At 62.9% G+C, this 26,810-nt stretch carries 21 protein-coding genes; 6 read left to right on the top strand and 15 right to left on the bottom strand.

Annotation, left to right across the window (positions count from 1 at the left end):
• Positions 1 to 15 precede the first annotated feature (15 nt).
• Positions 16 to 705 carry a TetR family transcriptional regulator gene (locus GNZ12_RS25015; RefSeq protein ID WP_172314708.1) on the top strand — a complete coding sequence of 230 codons (690 nt, stop codon included), beginning with the start codon at positions 16 to 18 and terminating at the stop codon, positions 703 to 705.
• 104 nt (positions 706 to 809) lie between these two features.
• Here the strand turns inward: GNZ12_RS25015 and GNZ12_RS25020 are convergent, their stop codons facing one another.
• The 3 genes from GNZ12_RS25020 to GNZ12_RS25030 all read right to left on the bottom strand — a co-directional run bounded on the left by GNZ12_RS25020 (position 810) and on the right by GNZ12_RS25030 (position 3,856).
• Positions 810 to 1,997 (bottom strand): tetratricopeptide repeat protein, encoded by a 1,188-nt coding sequence (locus GNZ12_RS25020; RefSeq protein WP_172314710.1) that lies wholly within the window; start codon positions 1,995 to 1,997, stop codon positions 810 to 812.
• Positions 1,998 to 2,097: 100 nt separating this feature from the next.
• Entirely contained in the window at positions 2,098 to 2,778 is a 681-nt protein-coding gene (locus GNZ12_RS25025) for a PspA/IM30 family protein (protein WP_172314712.1), read from the bottom strand.
• Between the two features lie 463 nt (positions 2,779 to 3,241).
• Positions 3,242 to 3,856: a hypothetical protein gene (locus GNZ12_RS25030; RefSeq protein WP_172314714.1), complete on the bottom strand. Its 615-nt coding sequence runs from the start codon at positions 3,854 to 3,856 to the stop codon at positions 3,242 to 3,244.
• 455 nt (positions 3,857 to 4,311) lie between these two features.
• On the opposite strand from GNZ12_RS25030, the gene GNZ12_RS25035 reads away from it, so the two are divergent.
• The 3 genes from GNZ12_RS25035 (at position 4,312) to tnpC (ending at position 9,730) form a co-directional block, all read left to right on the top strand.
• Entirely contained in the window at positions 4,312 to 6,813 is a 2,502-nt protein-coding gene (locus tag GNZ12_RS25035; protein ID WP_172314716.1) for a penicillin-binding protein 1A, read from the top strand.
• A gap of 421 nt (positions 6,814 to 7,234) precedes the next feature.
• Entirely contained in the window at positions 7,235 to 8,113 is an 879-nt protein-coding gene (locus GNZ12_RS25040) for a lipid A biosynthesis lauroyl acyltransferase (protein ID WP_172314718.1), read from the top strand.
• Positions 8,114 to 8,314: 201 nt separating this feature from the next.
• The gene (tnpC, locus tag GNZ12_RS25045) at positions 8,315 to 9,730 is read left to right on the top strand and encodes an IS66 family transposase (protein ID WP_172314720.1); all 1,416 of its coding nucleotides are present in this window, start codon (positions 8,315 to 8,317) and stop codon (positions 9,728 to 9,730) included.
• A gap of 1,246 nt (positions 9,731 to 10,976) precedes the next feature.
• Here tnpC and GNZ12_RS25050 read toward each other — a convergent pair.
• From GNZ12_RS25050 to GNZ12_RS25060, 3 genes are read right to left on the bottom strand one after another with little or no spacing between them, the layout of a single operon-like run.
• Entirely contained in the window at positions 10,977 to 12,491 is a 1,515-nt protein-coding gene (locus tag GNZ12_RS25050; protein WP_172314722.1) for an efflux transporter outer membrane subunit, read from the bottom strand.
• A gap of 4 nt (positions 12,492 to 12,495) precedes the next feature.
• Positions 12,496 to 15,618 carry an efflux RND transporter permease subunit gene (locus tag GNZ12_RS25055; RefSeq protein WP_172314724.1) on the bottom strand — a complete coding sequence of 1,041 codons (3,123 nt, stop codon included), beginning with the start codon at positions 15,616 to 15,618 and terminating at the stop codon, positions 12,496 to 12,498.
• Positions 15,615 to 16,844: an efflux RND transporter periplasmic adaptor subunit gene (locus GNZ12_RS25060; RefSeq protein WP_172314726.1), complete on the bottom strand. Its 1,230-nt coding sequence runs from the start codon at positions 16,842 to 16,844 to the stop codon at positions 15,615 to 15,617. Before GNZ12_RS25060 ends, GNZ12_RS25055 begins: the two co-directional genes overlap by 4 nt.
• 219 nt (positions 16,845 to 17,063) lie before the next feature.
• On the opposite strand from GNZ12_RS25060, the gene GNZ12_RS25065 reads away from it, so the two are divergent.
• The gene (locus GNZ12_RS25065; protein WP_172314728.1) at positions 17,064 to 17,681 is read left to right on the top strand and encodes a TetR/AcrR family transcriptional regulator; all 618 of its coding nucleotides are present in this window, start codon (positions 17,064 to 17,066) and stop codon (positions 17,679 to 17,681) included.
• A gap of 153 nt (positions 17,682 to 17,834) precedes the next feature.
• Here GNZ12_RS25065 and GNZ12_RS25070 read toward each other — a convergent pair whose 3' ends face one another.
• Positions 17,835 to 18,047 carry a hypothetical protein gene (locus GNZ12_RS25070; protein WP_074283376.1) on the bottom strand — a complete coding sequence of 71 codons (213 nt, stop codon included), beginning with the start codon at positions 18,045 to 18,047 and terminating at the stop codon, positions 17,835 to 17,837.
• Positions 18,048 to 18,302: 255 nt separating this feature from the next.
• Between GNZ12_RS25070 and GNZ12_RS25075 the strand changes: the two genes are divergently transcribed.
• Entirely contained in the window at positions 18,303 to 19,358 is a 1,056-nt protein-coding gene (locus GNZ12_RS25075; RefSeq protein ID WP_172314730.1) for a LysR family transcriptional regulator, read from the top strand.
• Between the two features lie 20 nt (positions 19,359 to 19,378).
• Here GNZ12_RS25075 and GNZ12_RS25080 read toward each other — a convergent pair whose 3' ends face one another.
• The 8 genes from GNZ12_RS25080 to GNZ12_RS25115 form a co-directional block, all read right to left on the bottom strand.
• Positions 19,379 to 19,768 carry a cupin domain-containing protein gene (locus GNZ12_RS25080; protein WP_172314732.1) on the bottom strand — a complete coding sequence of 130 codons (390 nt, stop codon included), beginning with the start codon at positions 19,766 to 19,768 and terminating at the stop codon, positions 19,379 to 19,381.
• 118 nt (positions 19,769 to 19,886) lie between these two features.
• Complete coding sequence (locus GNZ12_RS25085) at positions 19,887 to 20,774, bottom strand: AraC family transcriptional regulator (protein ID WP_172314734.1); 888 nt, start codon at positions 20,772 to 20,774, stop codon at positions 19,887 to 19,889.
• On the bottom strand, positions 20,771 to 21,001 hold the full coding sequence (locus GNZ12_RS25090; RefSeq protein WP_121110626.1) for a DUF2795 domain-containing protein: 231 nt from the start codon (positions 20,999 to 21,001) through the stop codon (positions 20,771 to 20,773). Before GNZ12_RS25090 ends, GNZ12_RS25085 begins: the two co-directional genes overlap by 4 nt.
• A gap of 34 nt (positions 21,002 to 21,035) precedes the next feature.
• Complete coding sequence (locus GNZ12_RS25095; protein WP_172314736.1) at positions 21,036 to 21,290, bottom strand: hypothetical protein; 255 nt, start codon at positions 21,288 to 21,290, stop codon at positions 21,036 to 21,038.
• A gap of 259 nt (positions 21,291 to 21,549) precedes the next feature.
• On the bottom strand, positions 21,550 to 22,887 hold the full coding sequence (locus GNZ12_RS25100) for a C45 family autoproteolytic acyltransferase/hydolase (protein ID WP_172314738.1): 1,338 nt from the start codon (positions 22,885 to 22,887) through the stop codon (positions 21,550 to 21,552).
• Positions 22,888 to 23,102: 215 nt separating this feature from the next.
• Positions 23,103 to 24,836, bottom strand: coding sequence for a ClcB-like voltage-gated chloride channel protein (locus GNZ12_RS25105; protein WP_172314740.1), 1,734 nt, complete (start codon positions 24,834 to 24,836; stop codon positions 23,103 to 23,105).
• 112 nt (positions 24,837 to 24,948) lie between these two features.
• Positions 24,949 to 25,686, bottom strand: a complete 738-nt coding sequence (locus tag GNZ12_RS25110; protein WP_172314742.1) for a glutathione S-transferase — start codon at positions 25,684 to 25,686, stop codon at positions 24,949 to 24,951.
• A gap of 145 nt (positions 25,687 to 25,831) precedes the next feature.
• Positions 25,832 to 26,810 (bottom strand): YeiH family protein (locus GNZ12_RS25115; RefSeq protein ID WP_172314744.1); only part of this gene is annotated, 979 nt, incomplete at its 5' end.

Raw genomic sequence — 26,810 nt, forward strand, 5'->3', positions numbered from 1 at the left:
TCTGACTGAAAGCTCATGAACCCCGTACCCGAAGCGGCGGCCGCCGCCGACCATGGCGCCTTTGCCGGGCAGGACCTCCCGCCCGGCAAGCGCAAACTGATCGAAGCCGCGTTGCGTCTGACTGCGGGCGGCCGCAGCTTTGCAAGCCTGGGTCTGCGCGAACTGGCGCGCGAGGCGGGGTTGAATCCCAACACGTTCTACCGCCATTTCGGCACGCTCGACGACCTGGCGCGCGAGGCGGTCGAATCGGTCAGCCGCCGCTTGCGGCCGATGCTGCGGCGCGAGCGCTGGCTGGCCGCGCACGACGAGCCGCAGAGCGTGCCGCGTCGCGCGTGTGTGGCGTTCTTTGCTTTCGCGCTGGAGAATCGCGAGGCGTTTTTGAGCGCGCTGGCCGAGTATCACGGCACTTCGCGAGCGCTGCGTGACGCGGTGCGGGCGAACCTCCACGAGGTGTCGGCGGAAATGGCGGACGACGTCGTGCAACTGGAAGTGATGCCGACACTCGCCCGCGCGACTGTCGACGAAGTCTGCACGCAGATCGTCCTGCAGCTGTTTCATCTATCAGCGGAGTACATCGACGGGGATGCCGCGCGCCGGGAAGCGCTGGTCGCATATGCGGAACGTTTCATCGTCCGGCTGTTCGCGGGTTCGGTGCTGCTGGCCCAACATGAGCCGGCGAGGGCACCCGCCGCAGTGAGGGCGTAAAGGGACGTGAGTATAAAAAAACAGGCTCCGTGCAGGAGCCTGTTTTCATTGCAGTTTGAGGGATCAGCGTTTGATTGACTGCATCTCAAGCCGCGCTGGGGTTCTCAGGTATCGCTCCAGCCGCCGGAATCGTCGTTGCTGCCCATGTCGACGCCGCCGCCGCTGTTGTCGCTCCAGTCATTCGAGCCCTGGCCGAAGTCGAGGCCGCCGCCATTGCCGCCATTGCCGCCGTCACCGCCGCGGCGACGCGTTTCGTCATCGACAATCACGTCGCGCTCCACGACGCGATCACGCCCGGAATTCAGTGCCTCGCCAAGCAGCACACCAGTCAGCAAACCACCCATGCCGCCGCCGAAACCGCCACCACCTTGTTGCACGATGACCTGCGGCTGCTGCTGATACGGTCCCTGCTGCGGATACGGCTGCGGCGGGTTGCCGAAACGCTCGGCTTCCTGCGCATACGGCGACTGCTGCGTGGCAGCGGCCGGCGCGGCATACGGATCGGGCCGCCCATCGGCGCGGGCGCGCAGGCTGCCGAGACGCTGCTCGAGTTCGTCGAGCTGATACGGCGGCACCGGATTCTTGCCGTTCGACAGCGTTTCGACGAGACCGCGCAACTGGTCTTCGGTTGACTCGACTTCCTTCTCCAGCGCCTCATGACCTTGTGCGGTGGAGAGCTTCACGTCGAGCTTCAACGAGCGCACGGCGTTGAGCATCTCGGTCGCGCGCTTGAGCTGCACGCGACGATCGTCGTCGGCGCGCGAATCGTCTTGCGAGCGGGCGCGGCGCAAGGTCCAGCGCAACACCAGCGCGATCACGCCGATCAGGAGAATGATGCCGACCCACATGCCGATGCCAGGGCCATGCCGTTGCGGCGCTTGCGGCACCATCGCCGACTGCTGCACCGCTGGCGAATTCTGCTGCACGAACGGGTTGGCCGCGCGGCTCGTGGTGTTGCCACCGGCACGTTCCGCGTCCTTGCGGATCCGCGCTTCGGTTTGCGCGAAGCGGGTCGGGTCGGTAAAGCGGATTTGCGGGTCGAGTGTCTTGGCCTGTTGTACCTGAGCGAGGGCGTCGGCATAACGGCCTTCGCGATCGAGCACCTGGCTGTACAGGTAGCGCGCACGTGCATTGTTCGGATGCGCCTGCAGCACTTCGCTCAACCCGGCGTCGGCCTGCTGCCAGTTGCCTTGCGACATGGCGGATTCGATCTGCTGGACCGTCGGTACGGCGAACGCCGCAGCCGACACGAACATCAGCGAGGCGAACGCGCTTGCGAGAAATTTTTTCATTTACGGACCGGGTGCGATGCACCCGTCTCCTTCAGTCGATACCTGTGACCGGTATACCGGCTGCGCTTGCGACGGCAGCCGGTATTTACTGCTAATGCAATTACTGAGCCGGCGTGTTGATCTGCTTCTTCAACGCTTCGAGACGATCTTCGACGGACGGGCCGCGGTTCAGCTCCGCGAGCTTGTCGTCGAGCGCCTTACCGCTCTTCACGTCGGCCGTATTCAGGCGCGCGTCCGAACGGGCATTGGACAACGCAACCTTGTCTTCCAGCTTCTGGAAATCTTCGGACAGATTCTTGCCGCCGATACCGCCCAACGCAGTCGCTGCAACATCTTTGGCCTGAGCGATTTGCTGCTTGGCTTGCAGAATGTTCGAACGTGCGTTCAGGTCATTACGACGGCCACGCATGTCGTCAATCTGGCTCTTCAACTGGTCAACCGACGGCTCCAGCGTGGTCAATTCTCTCGCCAGCGCATCGCGCTCGGCTTCGGCCGTGGCTTGCGCGCCGAGGGCTTCGCGCGCGAGCGCTTCGTCGCCCGATTGCAGCGCGCGCTTCGCGCCGTCTTCGTACTTCTTCGCCTTGTCGGCGGCAACATCGCGCTTGCTTTGCTGCGTGGCGACTTGCGCCTGAATCTCGATCAGCGAATTCTCAGCTTTAGCGATGCTCTCGTCGAGTTCGCGCACGATCTGGCGTGAATCGCGCGACGGGTCCTGCACGGAATCGGCCGCGTCGTTCAGGAGACCTTTAAGCGTGCGCGAAATGCTGTCAAAAAGCGACATGAAAACCTCCAAAGAATGAAATCGGCGCTGAATAATTCCCACGTGCTTTAACTGCTTTCAAATGCTACTTTACGCCGCTGCGCGCGAAGCTGCGCAACGTTCGGACCGGAGTTCGGGGCACACGCGCTAATTGCAATAGCGGCGCCGTAAATTTACGTTTTTGAAACCAGATTCAAACAGCCTTAGCGGTTAAAACGCGCGGCCGGTCATTCAGCCGTTCGCGGATATTACACCACGCGTTCTCTTAAAACCGACTTAAAGGGCGCGATGACACAATCGCCAACTTTGCGCGCGGCGGGCATCCGTGCGACGGGCATCCGGCGGCGGGCATCTGGACGGTGAGTGTCCGCGCGGCGGGTGTCGGAAATATGAATAGATGTGGCGTGTCGGCGGCGTGCCGGTGCTTCAGCAGCAGCGCGTCGATTCACGTTGGGCAGGGCAGCTAGCCCCTGCCACTTTCGATTCAGGCGAAGCGGCCGCCTTCCGCGCTCGGATCGCTTTGGGGATCGTCTGCGTCACGCGCGGCGTCAAGGCGCGGGCGCTTGAGCACTTTGCGCAACTGCGCTTCCACGGCGCCTGGTTCCAGCGCCGAGTCTGCAATCGACGCCGCCTTGGCCGCGGCGACGCGCGCCACGGCTTCGGCTGCCGCGGCGGCTTCTATTTCCTCGGGGGTCGCGGTGAGGGCGGCCAATACACCGGCCGGCAGCAACGGTGCCGGGCTTGCGCCCGCGGGTGTGCCCAACAATTCCTCCGCTTGCGATGCGGCCGCGCCTTGCGCCGGCGCAGCGGATTCGTTGTCACCGTGGGTTTGCAAGGCCGGCGGGAGCGCTGCCCGGGCGTGGCGCGTGCCGCGCGCGACCCGCTGCAGCGCCGCGTCGAGCGCGTCCGGCGCGCGCGGCGCATGCAGCCGGTCTACGATGCTGGCCGCTTTTACCTGCTCGCTGGTCGCACCAAAGCTCAACACCGCGCGCCGCATCAGTTCGCTGACACTAATGCCCAGGTTCTCGGCGGTGGAGGCGATCGCGCGTTTCTGCGCGGTCGTGACGAATACGACGATGCGTTCGCTGGGCTTGTTCATGGTCGGCTCGCACACTTGATTGTTGGCATTGGCGGGTCAAGGCGTGTATTTGGCGTACGCCGTCGCGCGCGTCGGTGAGGACTCGCGCGCCGAGTCCATCATATGACGAGTTGCACCGCTGCGGAACGGGCGCGACATGAAAATCCCGTGACATCAATGAGTTGTAGGCTTTCCGGGCGGCTTGTCCACAGGCCTTTCAACATTTTCTGTTGATAACTCTGGCAGGCGGGGCCGGGCGCCTGCGCGATTGCCGCGATCTACCGTCGTGACGCGATGGGAAGGGAATTCTTACAAAAAAACTATCTTGGACGGCGCTTGATTTCTTTAAAATGCGCTGTTACGTTGCGCCGGACGCCTGTCCCAGGAGTGCCGTGCGGCCGCCCGGGGGCTAGGGCCGCGCGGTGTTTTGCGCCTCATGCAGCAAGGCGTTCAGTTACGCGCCCACTATTCCAGTCATGCCAATCATCAAACGACCGCATTCTCCAAATTCTCCGGCAGGTGACGACCGGGACAGCTACCACCGCACGCCAGGACGCAACGCTGCTTCGCGCGACGCTGAGGCCGGCCGCCGTTCGATCGGTGCGAGCATCGCCATCTGGTTTGTCGGCCTGCTGGCGACGATCGCCGTGGTGGGTGCGCTGATCGTCGGTTACGCGCTCGTAGTAATGGGGCCGCAACTGCCGTCGCTCGATGCGCTGACCGACTATCGTCCAAAAGTGCCGTTGCGGGTGTACACCGCGGATCACGTGCTGATCGGCGAGTTCGGCGAAGAGCGGCGTAGCATCGTGCGCTTCCAGGACATTCCCGACCAGATGAAGAAGGCGGTGCTCGCGATCGAAGACTATCGCTTCTACGAGCACGGCGGCGTCGACTTCGTCGGCATTTTGCGCGCGGGTATTTCCGACCTGATGCACGGCGGCGCCTCGCAGGGCGCGAGCACGATCACGATGCAGGTGGCGCGCAACTTCTTCCTGTCGAGCGAGAAGACCTATACGCGCAAGATTTACGAAATGATGCTGGCGTACAAAATCGAGCGCGCGATGACCAAGGATCAGATCCTTGAGGTCTACATGAACCAGATTTATCTGGGCGAGCGCTCGTACGGTTTTGCCGCGGCCGCGCGCGTGTATTTCGGCAAGGATCTGAAAGACATCACGCTGGCTGAAGCCGCGATGCTGGCCGGCTTGCCGAAGGCGCCGTCGGCGTATAACCCGGTGGTCAATCCGAAGCGTGCGAAGATCCGTCAGGAATACATTCTGAAGCGCATGCTCGAGCTGAAATATATCAGCCAGGACCAGTACGATCAGGCCGTCAAGGAAGAGATTCACACCAAGAATCCGGGCAACGAATACAGCGTGCATGCCGAGTACATCGCCGAAATGGTTCGCCAGATGATGTACGCGCAATACAAGGACGAAACCTATACGCGCGGCCTGAACGTCACCACCACGATCGATTCCGCCGATCAGGACGCGGCCTATCAGGCGGTGCGCAAGGGCGTGATGGACTACGAGCGGCGCCATGGCTACCGCGGACCGGAAGGTTTCGTGGAACTGCCCGCACCGGGTGACGACCGCGATCAGGCTATTGATGACGCACTCACCGATCACCCCGACAATGGCGAAATCATCGCCGCCGTGGTGACGGACGCGAATCCGAAGCAGGTGAAGGCGCAACTGGTCGACGGCACCGAAGTGACGATCAGCGGCGACGGCCTGCGCTTTGCGGCCGGCGGGCTCTCCGCGCGCGCGACGGCGGCCACGAAGATCAAGCCGGGCTCGATCGTGCGCCTCGTCGCCGATGACAAGGGCAACTGGTCGATCACGCAGCTTCCGCAAGTGGAAGGTGCGCTGGTCTCGCTGACGCCGCAGGACGGTGCGATTCGCGCGCTGGTGGGGGGCTTCGACTTCAACAAGAACAAGTTCAACCACGTCACGCAGGCGTGGCGTCAGCCGGGTTCGAGCTTCAAGCCGTTCATCTATTCGGCGGCGCTCGACAGGGGCCTCGGACCGGCAACGATCATCAACGACGCGCCGCTGTACTTCCCGCCGAGCACGCCGGGCGGTGACGCGTGGGAGCCGAAGGACGACGACCAGCCGGACGGTCCGATGCCGATGCGTGTCGCGCTGGAGAAGTCGAAGAACCTCGTGTCGATCCGCATCCTGTCGTTCATCGGCACCAAGTACGCGCAAGATTTTGTCACGCAGCGTTTTGGTTTCGACGCCGACAAGACCCCGCCGTATCTGCCGATGGCGCTCGGCGCGGGCCTCGTCACGCCGCTGCAATCAGCGGGCGCCTACTCGGTGTTCGCGAACGGCGGCTACCGTATCAATCCGTATCTGATCAACGAGGTGACCGACGCACGCGGCGAGCCGCTCTCGAAAGCGCAGCCGCTGACCGCTGGCCGCGATGCGCCGCGCACGCTCGAACCGCGTAATGCGTACATCATGAACAGCCTGTTGCATTCGGTGGCTACGGCCGGCACGGGCGCGGGCACCAACGTGCTGCGTCGTTCGGATCTGCAGGGCAAGACGGGTACGACCAACGATGCGAAGGACGGCTGGTTCGCCGGCTATCAGCAATCGCTGGTGGCCGTGGCGTGGATGGGTTATGACCAGCCGAAGAGCCTCGGCAGCCGCGAGTTCGGCGCTCAGCTCGCGTTGCCGATCTGGGTCGAGTACATGCAGCGCGCGCTGCGCGGCGTGCCGGAAAGCGAGCCGGCGCAGCCGGACGGCGTGACCGCGGTCGACGGCGAACTGTTCTATACGGACATGACGCCGGGCAATGGTTTCGTGGCCAGCATCGGGCTGGATTCGGCAAATCCGACGGCCGGTGTGAGCGACGCAGTCGGCGGCGTGGGGCCGGCGGGTATGACGCCACCGGCAGTGCCGCCGCCGAGCGTCTCGTCGAATGAAAAGAAGCAGATCATGGATCTGTTCGAGACGAACAAGCCTTGATGCCCCCGATCTCCTAATCCCCAAGGGGACTTCCTTCGAGGATTGCCTAGGGCGTAACGAGTGTGTGCGGCTTGCCTCGGCCGCGCACGCAAGTTTTTGAGCGGGCAGGGAATCGCTGCCTCGCGCGGATTTCCTGGCGCTGTTCGGGTAGACCCCGGCAGCAGATTTTGTGCCCGTCCTCCGCAGTGTGTTTTAATCACGCGTGCGGTGCTTTTATATTGGGTCCAATACGGGCGCTTAATTCCTAAAAGATTTCGGCCTCCAACACCTCTGTGTCTCGCCGCGAGCGGGGCGTCCATCTTCGAAAGTCGCGCCGCGCGAGACCCGTTTGACGCGCGCGCATGCCACTTCGCCCGTGGGCAACTGTCAGGTTGCCGCGGCCGGTGTGTTTGTTACCCAGTATCCACCGAGCCGCTGCCTCTTGAAAAGTCGAATACTCATCTGTCTGATGACAGGTCTGCTGCGCATGTTTGCGTTCCTGCCCTATGGCGTGGTCGCGCGCATCGGCACCGGCATCGGTGCGTTGCTGTACCGGATTCCTAGCACGCGCCGGCGCGTCGTGCATACCAATCTGAAACTGTGTTTCCCCGACATGAGCGACGAGACGCGCGAACGTCTCGCGCGCGCGCATTTCTGCCATGTGATCCGCAGCTATGTTGAGCGCGGGCCGCAGTGGTTCGGCAATGCGCAGTCGTTGGCGCGCCTTGTCGAAGTGGAGAGCGCGATCGATCTGACCGACATGGAGGGCAAGCCGACGATTTTCGTCGGCTTCCATTTTGTCGGTATCGAGGCGGGCTGCATGATGTATTCGACGCGGCACCCGGTTGCGTCGCTGTACACGCCGATGTCGAATCTTTTGCTCGACGCGATGGCCAAGCGGCAGCGCGGACGCTTCGGCACGGAAATGATTCCGCGTAGCGATAGCGTGCGGAGGGCTTTGCGCGTGTTACGTGAGGGCAAGCCGGTGATGCTGGCTGCCGATATGGATTTTGGGTTGCGGGATTCGGTGTTTGTGCCGTTTTTTGGCGTGCCGGCTTGCACGCTGACTTCTGTTTCGCGGATGGCTCGCGCGGGGAATGCGCGAGTTGTGCCGTTTGTGACTGAGGTGTTGCCGGATTATCGCGGTTATAAGCTGACCATCTTTGATGCGTTAAGTGATTTTCCTTCGGATGATGTTGCGGTTGATGCTTTGCGGATTACTGAGTTTCTTGAGACGCAAGTGCGACGGATTCCTGATCAATATTATTGGGTGCATAAGAGGTTTAAGAACCGGCCGGTTGGGGAGGCGGGGGTTTATTGAGGTTGGGGTTGCGCGTAGCGGCTGGTTGGGGTTTTTGCTTTTGCGGCGCTTGGTCGCCTGTATGCCTTCGGCGTTGGCCTTTCCTTGATTTCTTATTGGTCTATTAGCGTTGCCCCTGTGCGGGGCGGCACTTACTTTCTTTGCCGCCGCGTAACTATTCAGCAGTTGTAAACCGGAGCCAGGCACTGCATAGTGCTGGACATGACGAAGATGCCTGACATCGAAGACCTGACGCACGAGCAAAAAGACGCGCTCATCATCGATCTGGTGAGGCGTCTGAACGAGCTGGAAGCGAAGCTCGAGAAGGACAGTCACAACTCGAGCAAGCCGCCGTCATCAGATGGTTTGAAGCGCAAGCCCAAGTCGCTACGCGGCGCGAGCGGTGCACGTCCCGGGGCTCAGCCGGGTCATCCGGGCAAGACGCTCAAGCGCGTCGCGCAGGCCGATCACGTTGAGATTCATCGGGTCGCCGCGGTATGCGATGCCTGCGGCCATGCGATCGGGCGCGATCGCGTTTCGGTGCTGCCCGAAGAGCGTCAGGTGATTGATCTGCCGGCCATTTGCTTTGAAGTCACAGCGCATCGTATCGAGACGGCGCAGTGCCGCTGCGGCAAGATTCATCACGCGACGTTCCCCCGGGACGTGAGCCAGGCGGTGCAGTACGGTTGCCAGATCAAGGCCGCAGCGGTTTATCTGACGCAATACCAACAGTTGCCGATCGACCGTGCACGCCAGGCGCTGTCTGACCTGTTCGGTCTGAGTGTGAGCGCCGGCACGGTGCAGAACTGCATCGACGAGGCTGCACGCAACTTGAGGCCGGCGGTGGAACAGATCAACCAGGCGCTGCAGGGCGCGCCGGTGGTGCACTTCGACGAGACGAGCATGCGCGTTGGACGCTCGACGCACTGGCTACATACGGCATCGACCGAGGCGCTGAGCTGGTATGGCTCGCACACCAGGCGCGGCCAGGAGGCGCTGGACAGCTTCGGCATTCTGCCGTCGTTTGCCGGGGTGGCCGTGCACGATGGCTGGGTTCCGTATGCAAACTATGACTGCGAACACGCGCTGTGCAACGCCCATCACCTGCGCGAGCTCATCTTCGTATGGGAGTCCACCCAACAGCGTTGGGCCGAGCGAATGATCAGGCTGCTACGCGACGCGAAGATCGAGGTCGACCGCAGTATTGCCGATGGCAAGACGGCTCTGAGCGCCGCGCGCAAAAATCACTATCGGCGACGCAGCCGGGCGCTAATCGCCGAAGGCCGCACGCTCAACCCGCAACAGGCGCGCGAGCCCACGCGAGAAGACCTGCGTGGCAGGATCAAGCAAAGCGCTGCCTATAATCTACTGGGACGTCTGGAGCGCTACGCGGCCCAGGTGTGGCGTTTCGTGGCCGACCATCGCGTGCCGTTCGACAACAACCAGGCCGAACGCGATATTCGCATGCCGAAACTCAAGCAAAAGGTATCGGGATGCTTTCGCACCGCACTCGGGCTTCAGGCGTTTTGCACGATCCGATCGTACTTGGCTACCTTACGCAAACAACGCCGTCCGCTTGTTGATGCTCTCGCTCTGAGCTTCGCCGGTCATGTGCCTTCGCCCTTAACTGCTGAATAGTTACGCCGCCGCAAAGAAAGATAAGCAAAGAAAGCGGCTCAACCCGCCAGCCCATAAGCGGGCCCCCCGCGCAGTTGCGGTAGTGGTGCATCTGGAATCTGTGCGCTCGCACATTCAGCCCTGGTGACAAAGCAGTCATACTTCCGGCGGCGCTGCGCGCGCCGACGCAGTAGTTCTTCAAACCGCGCGCTGTTGCCGGCGCTCAATGGTACTTGATCAAACCTTGCGTTGTTCCCGACACGCAGCGAAAATCCTACAAATCACCAGTGATCGCTGCGCTCACTGCTGCTTCATTGAACCACTAACTGCCTTCGGTGTTTGGAGGCTAGTGGCAGCTAGCTACTTGACGCGCACAGCAGCACAGCCAAAGCCATCCGGCGTTTTCAGCGCATTGCCGAGGCAAAGCCAATGGTCCCCGTTGCGCAAAGCGAAGCCATGGGTTTGCACGATGAACCCTTCCGGCGAGCACGCAGTGCGAGGCGGGAAGCATGACTGCTTTGTCACGAACGTCGAATGCGCGAGGGCGCCGATTCCAGATGCACCACGACCGTGACTGCGCGAGGGACCCGCTTAAAAATTAGCGGTGTGAGCCGCTTTCTTTGCTTATCTTTCTTTGCGGCGGCAAAGAAAGTAAGTGCCGCCCCGCACAGGGGCAACGCTAATAGACCAATAAGAATTCAAGGAAAGGCCAACGCCGTAGGCAAACAGACGCAGAGGCAACGCTAATAGACCACTAAAAAAACAAGGAAAGGCCAACGCCGCAGGCAAACAGACACAAAGCGCCGCGCAGGCAAAACAGACCATCCACGCGCTATGCGCCAAATCGTTGTGCCCTCAAGCACTTACCCCGGATGTCCAGGCGTTATCAACAGGCCTTTCAACAAAATCTGTGGATAAACCGCTCCGCAGCGATACACCCATAGCCGCGCGCAGCGCAGCCAATCACGCCTGCATCTCCCCGCACCGCGTGCAACAAACCGATCTGCATCAAGCACTTAACCGCGTAACCCCATAGTTATCAACAACCCTGTCAACACAAACTGGGGATAACGTTGATCCATATTGAGGCCTCCCAACGGCCCCCAGCGTAACCAGACGGCACATTTAGCACCACCTGGTTCATTCCGCACCGCGACCAGAAAACCCCACGCGTTCAACGTGTTAGCCCGCTTGTCAGATAGTTTTCAACAGCCTCATCAACATAAACTGGGGATAAGTCCGCAGCCATCACTACGGAATCCCAGGTTTAGTTGGAAACGCCCACGTTCGCCGCAGGAACCGCCGGTACCGCCGCCGTCGCAGACGGCCCCGACTCCAGGGGCGGATTACCCATCGCCTGGAACAAGGCCGCCGTGTCCGTCAGCCGCGCGCTCGTATAGCGAATCTCATCAAGCTGCGCATTACGGAACTGCTGTTCGCTCGACCGCGTCGACGCGATCGGCAACGCGCCCAGCCGGTAGCGTCCCGAGGTCTCGTCGAAAATTCCCTGCGCCGAGCGCGCGGCAATGTTCGCCGCGTCGAGCGCTTGCGCGTCGTGCTGCAGCGCTGCAAGCGTATCGGCGACGTTCTGGAACGCGGCCAGCACGGTCTGCTTGTACTGCGAAACCGTAGCGTCATACGTGTCGACCGCCGCGCGGCGCTGCGCGAACAGGGCGCCACCATGAAACAGCGGTTGTGACAATGACGCGCCAATGCTCCAGATGGCCCCCGCGCCGGACAGCGCCACCGGCCAGCTAAAGCCGCCTTGTCCCATCGATGCACTCAGCGACAGGCTCGGGAGCATCTGCGCCGTCGCGACGCCGACATCGGCCGCCGCGGCCTTCAGGGCGGCGTCCGCAGCCTGAATGTCGGGCCGGGTGCGCAGCAACTCGGAAGGCACGACCACGGGCACCTGTTCAGGCACATGCAATTGCGCAAGATCGAGGTCGTCCGGAGCCGCGTCCGGCGTGCGCCCAAGCAGCACCGCCAAAGCATGGCGCGTCGTCAGCCATTGCTGCTTTAAACCCGGCAAACTCGCGGACAGGCTCGCCGCACTTTGTTGCGCGCTCAACTGATCGGCGTGCGAGACCGCGCCCAGTGCGTAGCGCCGTTGCGTGTCGCGCGCCTGGTCGTTGGCAATCGTCACGAGCCGTTCGGTCGTCTCGATCTGGGCATGCAGCGCCGCGCTCGTGATCGCCGCCGTCACGATGTTGGCGGCTAGCGCGCGGCGCGCGGCATCGAACTGATAGGCCTGCACGTTCACGCGAGCAGCGAGCGCAGCATCGGCGAGACGCGAGGCGCCGAACAGGTCGAACGTGTAGTGCGCCTGCAATTGACCGACGAAGATGTTGTACAGGAACGTATTCGGACCGGCCTCGGGGATTGCCAACGCACGATTGCGGGTGGCCTGGCCGCCCAGGTCGATGGTCGGCAGCATCGAACTGCCGATCTGCGCGCGCAGTTGTTCGCGGGCGGCAGCAAGGCTCTTGTCAGTGGCGGCGAGCGTCGGACTGTTGCGCAAGCCTTCGTCGACCAGTGCGTTCAGCGCGTCCGATTGGTACAGCTTCCACCATTCGGGCACGGGTTTCGCGCCGACCACGAATTGCTGGGTAATGCCTTGGGCAGGCACGGTTTGCGTCGGCTGCGCTTCGGCGCCGTAGTGGGCAGGTTGCGGCATGGCGGGCGGCTCGCCATTCGGGTCGAACGAGCAGGCGGCCAGCGCCAGCGCGGCGCCGCTGAGAAGTGTGAGGCGCAAGTGTCGAGGGAATAGAAAGGTAGTCATGATCTCAGTTCCCCGTATGCGTCGTGCCGGACGGCGCAGGCGGCTCGCGCTCGTCGTCGCGCACTCTGAACGATGTGGCGTACAGGGCCGGCAGATAGAACAGCGTGAGAATGGTCGCGCTCGTAATGCCGCCCATCAGCGCAGTGGCCATCGGGCCGAAAAAGTTCGAGCGCAATAGCGGAATCAGCGCGAGCACGGCGGCCGCCGCGGTGAGCGTGATTGGCCGGAAGCGCCGCACCGTCGCGCCGACGATCGCGTCGAAGCGCTTATGTCCCGCGGCAATGTCCTGCTCGATCTGATCCACCAGAATGACCGAGTTGCGCATGATGATGCCGAACATGGCGATCACCCCGAGCATCGCGACGAAGCCAAATGGCTGGCCGAACAGCAGCAGCGTGATGACCACGCCGATCAGGCCGAGCGGCGCGGTCATCACCACCATCAGCACGCGTGCGAAACTCTGCAACTGGACCATCAGGAGCACCAGTACGGCGATGATCATGATCGGCATCTGCGCATTGATCGATGTCTGCCCCTTGCCGCTTTCCTCGACCGAGCCGCCGATTTCGATCCGGTAGCCGACCGGCAGCGTGCCGCGAATCTGGCTGAGCGCTTTGTCGACCGCATGCGTGACGTCGATCCCTTGCGCGCCAGGGGCGACGTCGGACTGCACGGTGATGGTGGGTTGCCTGTCGCGTTCCCAGATCACGCCGTATTCGAGGTCGTTACGTAGATGACCGAGCGTGCCGAGCGGCACCGGGCCGTTCGGCGTCGGCATCGCCAGTGTGAGGAGCTTCGAGGGGTCGACGCGTTCCGCTTTGGGCGCGCGCAGATCGACGCTGATCAGCTTGTCGCGCTCGCGATACTGCGTGACGGTGTAGCCGGAGAGCGTCATTGCGAGGAAGCTCGAAATGTCGCCGGAGGTCACACCGAGTTCGCGTGCCTTCTTCTGATCGACTTCGAAGCGCACCGAGCGTTCGGCGGGCTCGTCCCAGTCGAACTGGACGTTGCGGGTGCCGCCGTCGGCGCGCATGGTCGCGGCGACGCGCTCGGCGATCGAACGCACGGTGGCGATATCGTCGCCGCTCACTCGGAACTGCACGGGATAGCCGACTGGCGGCCCATTCTCGAGGCGCGACAGGCGAGTGCGGATCGCCGGAAAGTTGTTGCGCAATTCCGGTTCGAGCCATTGCGCGAGCTTCTCGCGATCTTTCACGGACTTCGCCGTGATCACGAACTGCGCGAAATTGGGCTGCGGCAATTGCTGATCGAGCGGCAGATAGAAGCGCGGCGCACCGGTGCCGACGAAATCCACCGTATGATCGATCTCCGGACGGCCCACCAGGGCTTTTTCCAACCGATCCGCTTGCCGCAATGTCGCTTCGAACGATGCGCCTTCGGGTAAGCGCACATCCACCAGTAACTCGGGACGGTCCGAGCTCGGGAAGAATTGCTGCGGCACCAACGTGAAGCCGGCCATGGCCAGAATGAACAGCACGACGGTGATCGCCAGCACGACGAAACGCCGCTCGATGCACCAACCGATCCAGCCACGCAGCCGCTTATAGAAACGGGTGTCGTAGATATCGTGTTCGTGATCTTCCGCTTCGTTTTCCTGACGTTTGCGTTCCGGCAGCATGTGATAGCCGAGCAGCGGAATCAGCACCACAGCGGCGAGCCACGACGCGATCAGCGCGATCGCCGACACCTCGAAGATCGAGCGCGTGTATTCGCCAGTGCTCGACTTCGCCAAAGCAATCGGCAGGAAGCCGGACACGGTCACGAGCGTCCCGGTCAGCATCGGAAAGGCGGTACTGGTGTACGCAAAGGCTGCGGCGCGCGTGCGGCTCCAGCCTTGCTCGAGCTTCACCGACATCATTTCGACCGCGATGATCGCGTCGTCCACCAATAGCCCTAAAGCGAGCACCAGCGTCCCCAGCGACACCTTGTGCAGCCCGATGTCGAACAGATACATGCACAACGCCGTGACGGCGAGCACGACAGGTATCGAGATCACGACCACCATGCCGGTGCGCACGCCCAGCGACAGAAGGCTGACCACCAGCACGATCGCAATCGCCTCGGCGACGGCTTCGAGAAAATCGTCGACAGAACGTGCGACCGCGTTCGGCATGCTCGACACTTCGACCAGGTGCAAACCGACGGGCAGGGAGGCCCGCAGCGTGACCATCTGCTGATCGAGCGCTTTGCCCAGACGAATCACATCGCCGCCCGGCTGCATCGTGACGCCGATGCCGAGCACCGCCTTGCCGCCGGAGCGCATTTGCGTGGCGACCGGATCGTCGTAGCCGCGCTTGATGGTCGCGATGTCGCCGAGACGGAACGAGCGGTTGTTGATCCGAATCAGCGTGTCGGCGAGCGCGTTGACGTCCTTGAACTGACCGGTGGGGCGCACGAACACGCGGTCGTCGGTGGTGGTCAGCGTGCCCGCTGGCGAGACGCTGTTCTGTGAATTGATGGCCTGGCCCAGTTGCTGCGGCGAGATGCCAAGACGTGTGAGTTGCGTGTTGGCGATCTCGATGTAGATGTGCTGATTCGGATCGCCGAAATAATCGACCTTGCCGACACCCGGCACACGCAGCAGCACGGTGCGTAACTGGTCCGCGTAATCGTGTAGTTGCGCGGCGGAAAAGCCGTCGCCCTCGAGCGTGTAGATGTTGGTGTAGACGTCGCCGAATTCGTCGTTGAAGAACGGGCCTTGAATGCCTGGCGGCAAGGTCGCCGCGATATCGCCGACTTTCTTGCGCACCTGATACCAGGTTTCGGGTACGTCCTTGACCGGCGCGGAGTCTTTCATCGAGAAGAACATCAGCGATTCGCCGGGGCGCGAGTAACTGCGCACGAAATCAATGGCGGGCGTTTCCTGCAACTTCCGGCCGATGCGGTCGGTGACCTGTTCCTGCACCTGGCGCGCGGTCGCGCCGGGCCAGAAGGTCTGGATCACCACGACGCGGAACGTGAAGGGTGGATCTTCGGATTGGGCGAGGCGGGTATAGGCGAGGACGCCGAACGCGGTAGCGAGCGCGATCAGGAAGACGACCAGCGCCTGATGACGCAGCGCCCATGCGGACAGGTTGAAGCGTCCTTCTTCATGCGTGGTGCTCATGAAGCGAAGTCCTCGGGATGCAGCGGCGGGATCGCGTGGACTTTTTCACCGGCGGTCACGGTGTGCACGCCTTGCAGGACGACACGTTCACCGTCCTTGAGCCCCTGGCTGATCACGATCGTGCGCTCGTTGTAGCGCGTGACCGTCACACGGCGCAGCTCCAGTGTGCCGACGCCCGGCGTACCGGCCCCGGGCGTACTGGCCCCGGGCGTACCGGCTCCGGGCGCGTTATCCATGGCGCGCACGACCCACACGGCCTGCTGCGTGCCGTCGTGGAACAGCGCGGTGGCAGGGACGGTGAAGGAACGGCTCTCGCTCGCCGATGAGTTGGCCGATGAGTTCGAGGGCGACGGGGCGGCGAGTGCGATGTCGGCGGTCATGCCGAGGCGCACGTCCGGGCCGGGATTGTCGAGCGTGAGTTTGGCGCGGTAAGTGCGGCTTTGCGGATCGGCGGCGGGCGACAGTTCACGCACCCGCGCATTGAAGCTGCGGCCCGGCAGTGCGGCCAGCGTAACCGTCGCGTTCTGCCCGATTGAGAGCGCGGCTAGCGCGCTTTCCGGCACGTCGCAGACCACGTCGATATCGCCGCTCCATGCGAGGTTGTAGACGGCCTGACCCGCGGACACATTCTGGCCGGTATCGGCCTGTTCGGCGGTGATCACGCCGGCGTGATCGGCAATGAGCGTGGTGTACTGCAACTGGTCTTTCGACAGCGCCGCCTGCTGCGCGGCCTGGTCGCGCTGCGCGGCGGCAGACGCGTAGGCGTTGGTGGTCTGTTCGAGCTGCGCGGGCGCGATCAGGTTTTCTTTCGCCTGGGCCTGGTCGCGATCGAGTTGCTGCTTCGCATACACGAGCGTGTGCTGCGCGGCTTCGAGTTGAGCCTGCGCACTGGCGGCATTCTTCTGCGCATCCGCCGGGTCGAGCCGGGCGACGATCTGCCCGTTCTTCACCACGTCGCCCAAACGTACGCGCCGTTCGATGATCTTGCCGCCGACGCGAAACGATAACGGGGTGGAGTAGCGTGCCTGCACTTCGCCGGGCAACGATGCCGCCGCCGTTGCGCTGCCGTCCGCATATACGGCGACGGCGACCACCGGACGTGGCGCGGGCGCGGCCGCTTCTTTTTTCGAGCACGCGGCTAGCGTGACGATACCGGCGAGAGTGAGGGCGAAGGTTGCGCGGCGCAGGCGCGCGGGACGGGCATACCGATGGAACTGCGGGCGCATCGCGGACGATGCGGGAGGACCGGGACGCTTCACAATTACCCCAACTGGAGACAGCGAACGAACACGGCAAGCCGCAGCGGCCCGCCAGCGAAGACGCGTGGGCCGAAACATGCAATTGGCATACGCGTCTGACTTCGAATGATTGAGTGCATTCTAATACACACATGTATTTGAATGTTGACGTGAATTGGAATTCTTTTCGGTGCTAGACTTGCGCCCATGAAACGGCAACGACTTACACGCGAGCAGAGTAAAGACCAGACGCGCCAGCGTCTGCTCGATGCTGCACAAGCGATTTTTATGAAGAAAGGCTTTGTCGCGGCGAGTGTCGAAGACATCGCCGGGGCGGCGGGTTATACACGCGGCGCGTTCTATTCGAACTTCCGCAGCAAGAACGAACTGTTCCTCGAACTACTGCGGCGCGACCACGAGACCATGCAGGCGGGCTTGCACTCTATCTTCGAAAACGCTGTGTCGCGCGAGGAGATGGAGGAGCGCGTGCTGCGCTACTACAGCAACCTGCATCGCGAGAACAAGTGCTTCCTGCTGTGGGTGGAGGCGAAGCTGCTGGCCGTGCGTGACGGCCGCTTCCGGATACGCTTTAACGCGTTTACGCACGAGAAGCTCGAGCAGTTGAGCGCATACATCCGCGAATTTTCGTTGCGAGTGGGCACACCGCTGCCGCTGCCGGCGGAGACACTGGCGATGGGCTTGATGGGGTTGTGCGACGGCGTGCAGTTTTTCTACACGGTCGATCCGCAGAACGTGCCGGCGGAGATGGCTGAAACGGTACTGGCGGGATTTTTCGCGCGCGTGGTGTTCGGGCGCGACGCGTAATCGGGGTGTGAGAGGGCGCGCGGCTAAAGCGCTCAGATCACCGCAGCGGAGCGGGTCTGCAACGAGCAACGCCAACTGGCTGACGCGCGTTGAGCCGCCGCGCACGCTGCGCGGCTAGATACGTGACCAAATGGTGTGACGAATGCCGCCGAATCAGTTCAACGGCAACTGCGCGCAGGCGTCCGCAACCGGTGTGGTGCAGGCGAACGAATATTGCCCGCTGTAGCGCAGGGCCTCTTCACCGACGTGCAAAACGACCTTGATGTCCGGGCACCGCTCGTAAGCGATGAAGGCCGAACAGGCCGCGGCGGACCAGCAAACCAGTGAAAACGCGATTTTTTCGAGAAGCTGAAAACGATGTGGCATAGCGATAGATTTCCTTTCGGGCGCTATGTTACCAGCATCTACGGGTTTATACCTACCTAATACCCGCAATAAGCCTCGCAATAGTGTCGCGAGCGCCTCAGGAACCTGACGGGATTGTCATGTTCAGGTCAGGGTTGGGACATGATCGGGTCGATACAATCGAATCGTTGGGCAAATCCGCGCGCACCTTGTCGCGCGGGTCGACACAGGCGGCAGCGTTGCGCCGGCCCGGCGTTACCGAGGCAGGAGTCGTCCATGAATCAATTGCAGTCGATGCGCGTATTCGTCAAGGTGGCCGACCTGGGCAGTTTCGTGCGCGCGGCCGGTGCGCTGGATCTTTCCACTGCTGTCGTCACGCGCCACGTCGCAGACCTGGAAGCGCGCCTCGGCACGCGGCTGCTCAATCGCACGACGCGCCGTCTATCTCTGACCGAATCCGGCACGACCTATCTGGAACGGGTGCGCCACATTCTCGACGACCTGGAAGGCGTCGAGCAGATGGTGGTGGCGCGCAATCACGAACCGGTCGGGACCTTGCGCATCGTCGCGCCGGTGGTGTTCGGGCTGCATAGCCTGGCGCCGGTGGTGCAGACGTACGCCGCGCGCTATCCGGATGTGAAGCCTGACGTCACGCTGGCGGATCGCCACGTCGATCTGGTGGAAGAAGGTTATGACGTCGGCATTATGGTCGCGCGGCAGATGCGCAGCGCGAGCATCGTCACGCGGCGGCTGACCACCGGTTATATGACGGTGTGCGCGACGCCCGCGTATCTGGACCAGCACGGTACGCCGACCCGCCCGGAGGACCTGTTGACGCATCCTTGCCTGAGCCGGCCAGCCGAGCAGGGCGGCGACGAAAAGGTGTTTACCGGACCGCAGGGTGAAGTCCGCGTGAGGCCCACCAATGCGATTGCGGCGAACAACACCGAGATGCTGAGGCAGTTCGCCCTGCTGGGCATGGGCGTAGCGATTTTGCCGAGCTACCTGATCGGCCGCGATCTGGCGTCCGGGCGCCTTGTGCCGTTGCTCACCGACTACCGTCTGCCGCAAGTCGAAATCACGATTGCGTATCCAAGCCGCCTTCATTTGCCGGCGAAAGTGCGTACCTTTATCGATCACCTCGTCGCGCATTTCCAGCAGACCGATGAGCACGCGCGCGATCCACGCGCCAGGATGCCGCGGCGCGCCGTTGCCGGCTCGCCGGCTTACGCCGCCGATCTGCCGGTGTCCGCCTTGCCGGGCGATGCGGCGCGGGCGAAGCCCCATGCTTCGCACGCGCGAATCGTGGTGGCGTCGTCGTCACCGCTTTGACGGGCGTGCGGCAAGCCTGCCTAGATCCACACGTCGTTTGCCGCGGTGCGTTCGTTGTTTTCTTCGCCGGTATTCTTCACGCCACGCGGCTCGATTAACAGGAGCTTGACCTCGCGTTCGGCGTACGGTTTGTGCTCCGTGCCTTTGGGCACCACGAACATTTCTCCAGCCGAGAGCAGCACGGATCCATCGCGCATGTCGATGCGCAACTGCCCGTCGAGCACGATAAACGTTTCGTCCGTGTCGGCATGTTCGTGCCAGACAAAGTCGCCTTCAATGCGCACCAGCTTGAACTGGTAGTCGTTCATTTCCGCGACGACGCGCGGTTGCCATTGGTCGTTGATGAGCTGCAGCTTTTCAGCAAAGTTGATGGCGCGGTGAGGCCGTTGAATCGTTTGATGGGTGGACATCGAGGTGCTCCTCCTGAGTGTTAGGTGTCAGGCACGAGCGTAGGGCGGAAGGCGCTATCGGGTCTTGTACGTTTGTGTGCGCGGCTGCCCGGCGCTGGGCTATCCGTCGCGTTGCCGCTTAGCGCGTGCCGCGCGTCGAAGGGCCCAGCATCTTGAGCCAATGTGCTGGCGCCACGCCCCACGCGCGCTTGAAGTGCCGCGTCATATGGCTCTGGTCGGTGAAGCCGGCCGCCGCCGATGCGTCGGCGAGCGACACGCCCTGAACCGCGAGGCGGCGCACGAGATCGAGTCGGCGCATGGTCAGATAACGGTGCGGACTCGTGCCGAACAGCGCACGAAAATCCCGCGACAGACTCCAGCGATCGCGGCCAGCGGCTGCCGCCAGTTCGTCGAGCGTCACCGCGCGATCGAGCGAGCCAAGCATATACTCGCGGGCCCGCTCCGCCGCGCCGTAATCTACCGGCCGGCGCGTCGCCGTCGCCGCACCTGCCACGGCGTCGAGCGCGATGGCCAGATCGTAGAGCGCGTCGTCCTGTTCGAGCGAATCGATAGCCCGGTCCATCGTGCGCAACAGGCTTTCGGTGGCAGCAAAGAGACGCGGGTCGCTCGACAAGCCGCCTTCGAGGAATGGCAGCGGCTTGCCGCCGAGCGCCTGCTGGAACAGCGCCGGGTCGACGTAAATCATCCGGTAATGAAAGCCGTCGCGGGTGCCGGCCTGGCCGTCATGCGGTTCATCGGGATGCAATACCATCGTGCCGCCCGGCAAGCTGTTACGCATGCTGCCGCGATAGCGGAAGCTCTGCACGCCTGCCAGCGTGCGGCCGATCGCATAGGTATCGTGCCGGTGCATGGCATAGCCGGCATGATGAAAGAATGCTTCGATCCGCTCAATGCCGCTCGCGCCGCCCGAATGCGGCGAGCGATGAATCCAGTCGGCTGTGCGTTGCGAGTCTGATGAACACGAACCCAGCGACGAACCCGGCGACAAGCGGGACTTTCCGCTCATGCCCCCAGACCCGGCCCGTAATTGCCGCCGATCAGGCGCGTGATCGACGTCACGTCGGCGTAATCCTGTTCCGGCAACCCGTCGAGCATCGACACCAGTTCGTTACTCGCGCCGGCTTCGCGCGCGGCCTCGACTAGCGCATCCTTGTAAGTCGGGAAACGGACTTCTTGCAGAATGTCGGCGATCTGGAGATCAATCGATTCGCCGGGAATAGCCGATGCGGTCATGCAAGCGCTCCTGGGGGCGGTTTTCAGGTCTTTTTCAGGTCTGTAGGTGTTCGTTCTGGCCCGCGAAGCTTCGCTCCAGATGCCGCGACTTGGGCAACGCGATGTATTGCCATTGTCGCGGACGATTGTCGTCCGTGACAGCGACGTCCGGCGCCGCGGGGGCGACGGGTGCAGCGTTGGCGCGTTCGGCAAGGCTATTGGCGGCCGTGCTGTCCGTCGCGGTATGAACCGGCGCGGCAAAACACGAGGCTGACAGCGTCACCATGGTCAACAGTGTCGAGGTTTTCATCGCCCGACCTCCTAAGCTCATGCGGCGCTAACAGTTGAGCGAGCGCTGTGCCGTCCCCGCGTCGAAAGGAAGGCGCAACCTACACGTGGCGTTGCCCTATGCGGGCGGCGTGCATCTACCATCTTAGATGGCAAACGGCTGCGGCGCGCGCGCAAAAGAGACAAAACCTCATTGTAGATTTCACATGATGGCAGGAAAAAGGCAACGCCGTCGCGAACGGTCGTACAGCATTTATGGTGCGGCGCAATAAGCCCCTCGTCTAGCGCAGCACCTCGAACCGCGTCCACGGCCACGACGGCCGGTCGCGCATATAGCCGTTGAGCCAGTTCCACTGCGGATGGCGCTTCATGAATGCCTGGGCATCGAAAGGGCGGCCGCATGGATGTCCCCAGCGCGCGGTGAAGGCCATGGTGCGCGCCATGTCGCTGTCGATCACTTTGCCGTCGTTGGCGCCCCACGGATTGAATGGCCCCTGATCGGAACCGCCGAAGCGCGCGTCGTCCAGTTCCAGGTGCCCGCAGATGGTGCGCGAGCACGGGTTGTCGTTGCGGTCGAGATAAACGTCGTGATGGTCGGCAATCATCTCTTTCGCGAGTTCGACGTCGATCTTGCCGTGATGCATTTCTTCGAGCTGCATGAAGCGCAACCGGCGCGCGCCGTTCTTGCGCACGTCCGTATAGTCTTCGCCTTCGCCAATGCATTCCTGGTTGCGGATCTTCAGGTCGGTCGCGGTGTTGTAACCGCTATAGAAGCCGTTTTTCGTACTCTCGAAACCGGAATAGTGCAGCCCGAGTTCGTAGCGCGCGATCTCGCCGGTCTTGGTGTCGCCGAGCAGCCAGCTGTTTGCATAGCCGCCGTTATTGGCGACTGCGAACATCTCGCACCATTCGCCGATGTTGTTGGCGTATTGCGACGCGCGCCGCGAGCGATAGAACTCCGGCGCACCCGCTGCGTTGTAGCCGGCAAAGTTGGAGATGGTGGTTTCAGTGACCATCAGGCCGGCTTCGGTGACCCAGAAATCGGTGAGGCTGGAGATGCAGCCCGGCAAGCCTTGCATCAGGATGCGGTTGCCGCGATCCGGCACGATGTCGAACACGACGTTGAACGCGTCGCCCGCGGCGTAGCGGTCCCACGAGTTGTGCGCCATGACGATGCGGCCGTCCCGGGTGGCATTGCCGGTGGCGATGAACGCGCTGCAGTGATGGCCGCGGCGTCCGCGCCACGGTTTCAGGCCGAGCTGCGGTTGCTGGGCTGCCGCATGGCTCGGCCACCAGCTTTGCAGCAGATCCATGTAACCGTTCCAGGCCAGCACTTCGGCGAACGGCAGCTTCGCGCCGTCGGCGATGCCCTGGATTTCGTCGGCGAATTCAGTGTCGAGTTTGTTGGCGAACTGGGACACGGCGGCGCCGACGAAAGTATCGAAGTCTTCGCCGGTATCCCATTTCGCGAGGTAGCGGGCGGTGCGGATCGCGTTCTGGATTTCAGTGGCGAGCAACTGGCCGTGCTGCTCGCCGCGATCGTACGGCTCACCTTCGATATGCAGGAAAATCCAGCCCGCCTGGTCGCGGCGTACGGCATCGAGGGACGGTTCGCTCATCTTCGCTCCGATCGAAGGGCGGGCGTCTCGGTGCGCCCGTCTTGGCGTAACGCGCGCTGCTCGCAATCGCTGCAGCGGTTTTCCCATTGTAGAGAATCTGCCGCGCTTTGCATCGGCTGAGGCGGGCGCGTGGGTGAGGCACCGCGCATTGCCGCGCGGGCTCAACCAATGACTCGGCGATTGAGCGTCCGGGTGCCGAACACCCGAACCTTGGTCTAGCGCGTCGGATTCATGCGGAAATACGCATCGAGCAGCGAAGTCTTGTACACGACCCCCGCCAGCTTCGGATCCGAAGCGCTTTCGACGACTGGCAGCCGCTCGCCCTGAAACGCCATGAAGTGCTGCAACGCAACGCCAAGCGACATATCCGGCGTGAGCACATCGAAATGCGGCTGCAGATAATCCGCAGCGGTTTTCGTGGCGGTGTCGCGCTCGTCGAGCAGGTCGGAGGTGATGTCCTTGAGTGCGACCACGCCGAGGAACGCGCCGGACTCGTTGGCGACGTACAGATACTTCACGGGATATTCGAGGAACACACGCGTCATGTCATGTACGGTCGCGTTCGGCGGCACGACGGTTTCGGCGGGACGGATCAGCTCGCGCATCTGCGTCGCGCGCAGGCGAGTGCGCTCCTGCTCCTCCTGATTGCGGCGCAGCGTGATTTCGTACATCGACGTCTTGCCGATCGCGCGCGACACGAAATACGCGACCACGCACGACAGCATCAGCGGCAGCACCACCTGATAGCTGAGCGTCATTTCGAAGATCATCAGGATCGCCATCAGCGGCGCCTGCGTGGCGCCGGCCAGGAACGCGCCCATGCCGACCATCGCATAGGCGAACGGCGCCGAGGTGCCGTGCGGCCACAACGCGTGCATGCCCTGGCCGAACACGCAACCGACCACCGCGCCGACGAAGAGCGTCGGCGTGAACACCCCGCCGACCGCGCCTGAGCCCACGGTTGCCGACGTCGCGACGATCTTGAACACCAGCACGAGGACGAGCGCGCTCCACGTCCACGGCGAATGCAGGATGGAATTCACGACGCTATAGCCGTTGCCCCACACCTCGGGCGTCCACACCGACAGAATGCCGACTACCAGACCGCCTAACGCCAGCCGGATGGGCAACGGCACCGGCAGCTTGCGAAAGTTTGCTTTCGAGAAGTCCATCAGCCGCAGAAACTGCGGCGCGGTTGCACCGCATAGCAGCCCGAGCGCGACGAACAGCAGGACTTCAGCACCCGCCACGGGCGGAAACACCGGCATTTCGTACGGCGGCTTGTAGCTGGTGAACTCGCGCATCGTGATGTTGGCGACCACCGCCGAGACCACTACAGGGCCGAAGCTTTCCATCACGATCGAGCCAAGCACGATTTCAGTGACGAAAAACGCCCCGGCGATCGGCGCACTGTACGCAGCGGTAATCCCGGCCGCCGCACCGCACGCGACCAGCAGGCGCAGACGCGGCGGATCGAAATGCACCCAGCGGCCGATCAGCGACGCGGCCAGCGCCGCCAGTTGCACCATCGGACCTTCGCGGCCGATCGAGCCGCCGCTCGAAATCGTGAACAGCGACGACACGCTGCGCCAGAAGCTCAGCTTGACCGGCACCACGCCATCGCCGATGGCGACCGCTTCCATGTAGTCGACGTGATTGTTCTTGTCGACGTGACGTTGTGCGACCAGCAGCAAACAACCGGCGATCAGGCCGCCCGCGGCGGGCAGCCACACACGCACCGTCCACGGCAAGCTGCGCGACATTTCGACGAAGCTGCCGGACTTGCCGACAAACACCAGCTGCAGCAACGCGATGCATTCGCGAAAGGCAATCGTCGCGAATGCGCCCGCGACGCCGACCACCACCGACCAGACCAGCATCGTATGGGCATCGGACAGACGGAACAGGGTTTGAGCGCGGGTGCGCAGCTTCAGCAGGAATGAAAGCACGTCGGCAGGAGAGGGCGTGATGGGTGGATGAGATGCGCGTACGGTAACAGCATTGCGCCTGCTATTGGAAGCGGGCGCAATGCGGAGCGTTCGCGAAGGAGGGCGGTGCGGATCAAGTCACCGCCTTGTCGAGTTCCGGGTAGTGCCGGAAGACGCAGGCTTCGTTATGTTCGATGCGCCGGTCGGACTGGAGATAAGCGGCGATCTTCGGCCGCTCGATCACCGCGTCGTGCAGCGCCGCGAGGCGCGGATAGTGTTCGCCAAAACGCTTGAGCGCGCGCGGAAAAGCGTACAGCAGACCGTCGATCAGCTGGAACATCGACAAGTCGACGTAAGTGAGCGCGTCGCCCACCATGAACGTGTCGCCGGCCGGGTTCTGTTTCAGCACGCGCTCGAAGTACTTCATGAACTTCGGAATCCGGTTGTCGATGAAGTCGTGCGCGCGCACTTTGGCGGCGTCTTTCTGGTCTTCGTAATACAGCGCACTGGCGAGCGGATGATGCGTGTCGTGCGCTTCGGTCACCATATCGGCGATCGTCAGTTGCAGCCCGTTGGCGACATAGCGCAGGCTTTCAACCGATGGCGCGAGATTGAGCTTCCGGCCAAGGTAGAACAGGATGTTGGCGGTCTGCGCGATGACCAGATCGCCGTCTTTCAGAAACGGCGGCGCGAATGGCGGATAGGGCTCGTCCTTACTCTTCATTATTGCCATCATCGCGTTCGTGCCAAGACCCTCCAGCGGGTCGCCGCGTGCTACTTCCACGTAGTCCGCGCCGGCTTCTTCCAGCGCCAGCCGCACGAATTCGCCGCGACCTTGCAGGCCGTCCCAATAGTAAAGTTCCAGGCTCATCGATCGGTCCTCATTCCGGTTGCATGAACCGGTTTGCGTGAACGGGTGACGTCAGCAACCAGTATGCCGCGCATGCGTGTCAGATGGGCTTCCTGAACGCACAAAACCCCGCACGCGGCGGGGTTGGTCAGGAGGCGAGGGCGGTTTAGCCGAACAGGTGCTGGACGGTCCATGTGATACCCAGTCCGCCGGCAATCAACCACACATACAGGATGAAGCCGGTCGTCAATGCGCGGGGGCCGGCCTGACGGATCTGCGAGATGCGGGTTTCGATACCGAGCGCCGTCATGGCCATGGTGAGCGCGAAGGTGTCGAGCATGTTCAGCGTGCTGGTCGCGCTTTCGGGCAAGACATGCAGAGAGTTGATCACGACGAAGGCCAGGAAGCCGAGCGCGAACCAGGGAATGGCCAGCTTGCGCGGGGCGTGTTGCTTGCCGTCTTCGGCGGTTGCGGTGGCGGCCGCGCCACGTGCCGAGCGGTTCACCCACACGCCGACAACCAGCAGCACCGGCACCAGCAGCATCACGCGGGTCATCTTGACGATGGTCGCGATGTGGGTCGCTTCCGGGCTCACATTGCTGGCTGCGCCGACCACCTGCGCCACTTCATGAATCGTGCCGCCGAAGAACAGACCCGCGCCCACCGTGTCGAGATGCAGCCAGCCCGCCTTGAACAGCACCGGGTAGAGGAACATCGAGAGGGTGCCGAACAGCACCACGCTGCCCACGGCCATGGCGCTCTTGTGCGGCTTCGATTGCAGCGTCGACTCGAATGCCAGCACGGCCGCCGCACCGCAGATCGCGCTGCCCGCAGCCGTTAGCAGTGCTGTGTCGCGATCGAGCTTCATGATCTTCATACCGGCCCACGTGCCGATCACCAGCGTGCTCACGACGATCAGCACCGACTCAGCCAGACCGGGCAAGCCGACCTGGGCGATTTCCTGCAGACTCACGCGCAGCCCGAAAAACGCCACCGCGATGCGCAGGAGTTTGCGCGCCGAGAAGTTGACACCGGCCGCCCAGCTTTCGGGCATGCCGTCGCGCAGTGCGTTGCCGTAAATGGCGCCGGCCACGATGCCGACGATCAGCGGGCTCAAACCCAGGCCGGCGATGGCCGGGAGCGCG

The organism is Paraburkholderia solitsugae (genome assembly GCF_013177695.1).
In the GTDB taxonomy this organism is placed as follows: Bacteria; Pseudomonadota; Gammaproteobacteria; order Burkholderiales; family Burkholderiaceae; genus Paraburkholderia; species Paraburkholderia solitsugae.

What these genes read in the sequence shown, in the direction of transcription:
- GNZ12_RS25090 (WP_121110626.1), bottom strand. Translation starts at nt 21,001, where the DNA reads ATGACCGCATCGGCTATTCCCGGCGAATCGATTGATCTCCAGATCGCC.
- GNZ12_RS25080 (WP_172314732.1), bottom strand. Translation starts at nt 19,768, where the DNA reads ATGTCCACCCATCAAACGATTCAACGGCCTCACCGCGCCATCAACTTT.
- GNZ12_RS25100 (WP_172314738.1), bottom strand. Translation starts at nt 22,887, where the DNA reads ATGAGCGAACCGTCCCTCGATGCCGTACGCCGCGACCAGGCGGGCTGG.
- GNZ12_RS25055 (WP_172314724.1), bottom strand. Translation starts at nt 15,618, where the DNA reads ATGAGCACCACGCATGAAGAAGGACGCTTCAACCTGTCCGCATGGGCG.
- GNZ12_RS25015 (WP_172314708.1), top strand. Translation starts at nt 16, where the DNA reads ATGAACCCCGTACCCGAAGCGGCGGCCGCCGCCGACCATGGCGCCTTT.
- GNZ12_RS25020 (WP_172314710.1), bottom strand. Translation starts at nt 1,997, where the DNA reads ATGAAAAAATTTCTCGCAAGCGCGTTCGCCTCGCTGATGTTCGTGTCG.
- GNZ12_RS25025 (WP_172314712.1), bottom strand. Translation starts at nt 2,778, where the DNA reads ATGTCGCTTTTTGACAGCATTTCGCGCACGCTTAAAGGTCTCCTGAAC.
- GNZ12_RS25030 (WP_172314714.1), bottom strand. Translation starts at nt 3,856, where the DNA reads ATGAACAAGCCCAGCGAACGCATCGTCGTATTCGTCACGACCGCGCAG.
- GNZ12_RS25065 (WP_172314728.1), top strand. Translation starts at nt 17,064, where the DNA reads ATGAAACGGCAACGACTTACACGCGAGCAGAGTAAAGACCAGACGCGC.
- GNZ12_RS25075 (WP_172314730.1), top strand. Translation starts at nt 18,303, where the DNA reads ATGAATCAATTGCAGTCGATGCGCGTATTCGTCAAGGTGGCCGACCTG.
- GNZ12_RS25085 (WP_172314734.1), bottom strand. Translation starts at nt 20,774, where the DNA reads ATGAGCGGAAAGTCCCGCTTGTCGCCGGGTTCGTCGCTGGGTTCGTGT.
- GNZ12_RS25060 (WP_172314726.1), bottom strand. Translation starts at nt 16,844, where the DNA reads ATGCGCCCGCAGTTCCATCGGTATGCCCGTCCCGCGCGCCTGCGCCGC.
- GNZ12_RS25050 (WP_172314722.1), bottom strand. Translation starts at nt 12,491, where the DNA reads ATGACTACCTTTCTATTCCCTCGACACTTGCGCCTCACACTTCTCAGC.
- GNZ12_RS25095 (WP_172314736.1), bottom strand. Translation starts at nt 21,290, where the DNA reads ATGAAAACCTCGACACTGTTGACCATGGTGACGCTGTCAGCCTCGTGT.
- GNZ12_RS25035 (WP_172314716.1), top strand. Translation starts at nt 4,312, where the DNA reads ATGCCAATCATCAAACGACCGCATTCTCCAAATTCTCCGGCAGGTGAC.
- GNZ12_RS25110 (WP_172314742.1), bottom strand. Translation starts at nt 25,686, where the DNA reads ATGAGCCTGGAACTTTACTATTGGGACGGCCTGCAAGGTCGCGGCGAA.
- tnpC (WP_172314720.1), top strand. Translation starts at nt 8,315, where the DNA reads ATGACGAAGATGCCTGACATCGAAGACCTGACGCACGAGCAAAAAGAC.
- GNZ12_RS25070 (WP_074283376.1), bottom strand. Translation starts at nt 18,047, where the DNA reads ATGCCACATCGTTTTCAGCTTCTCGAAAAAATCGCGTTTTCACTGGTT.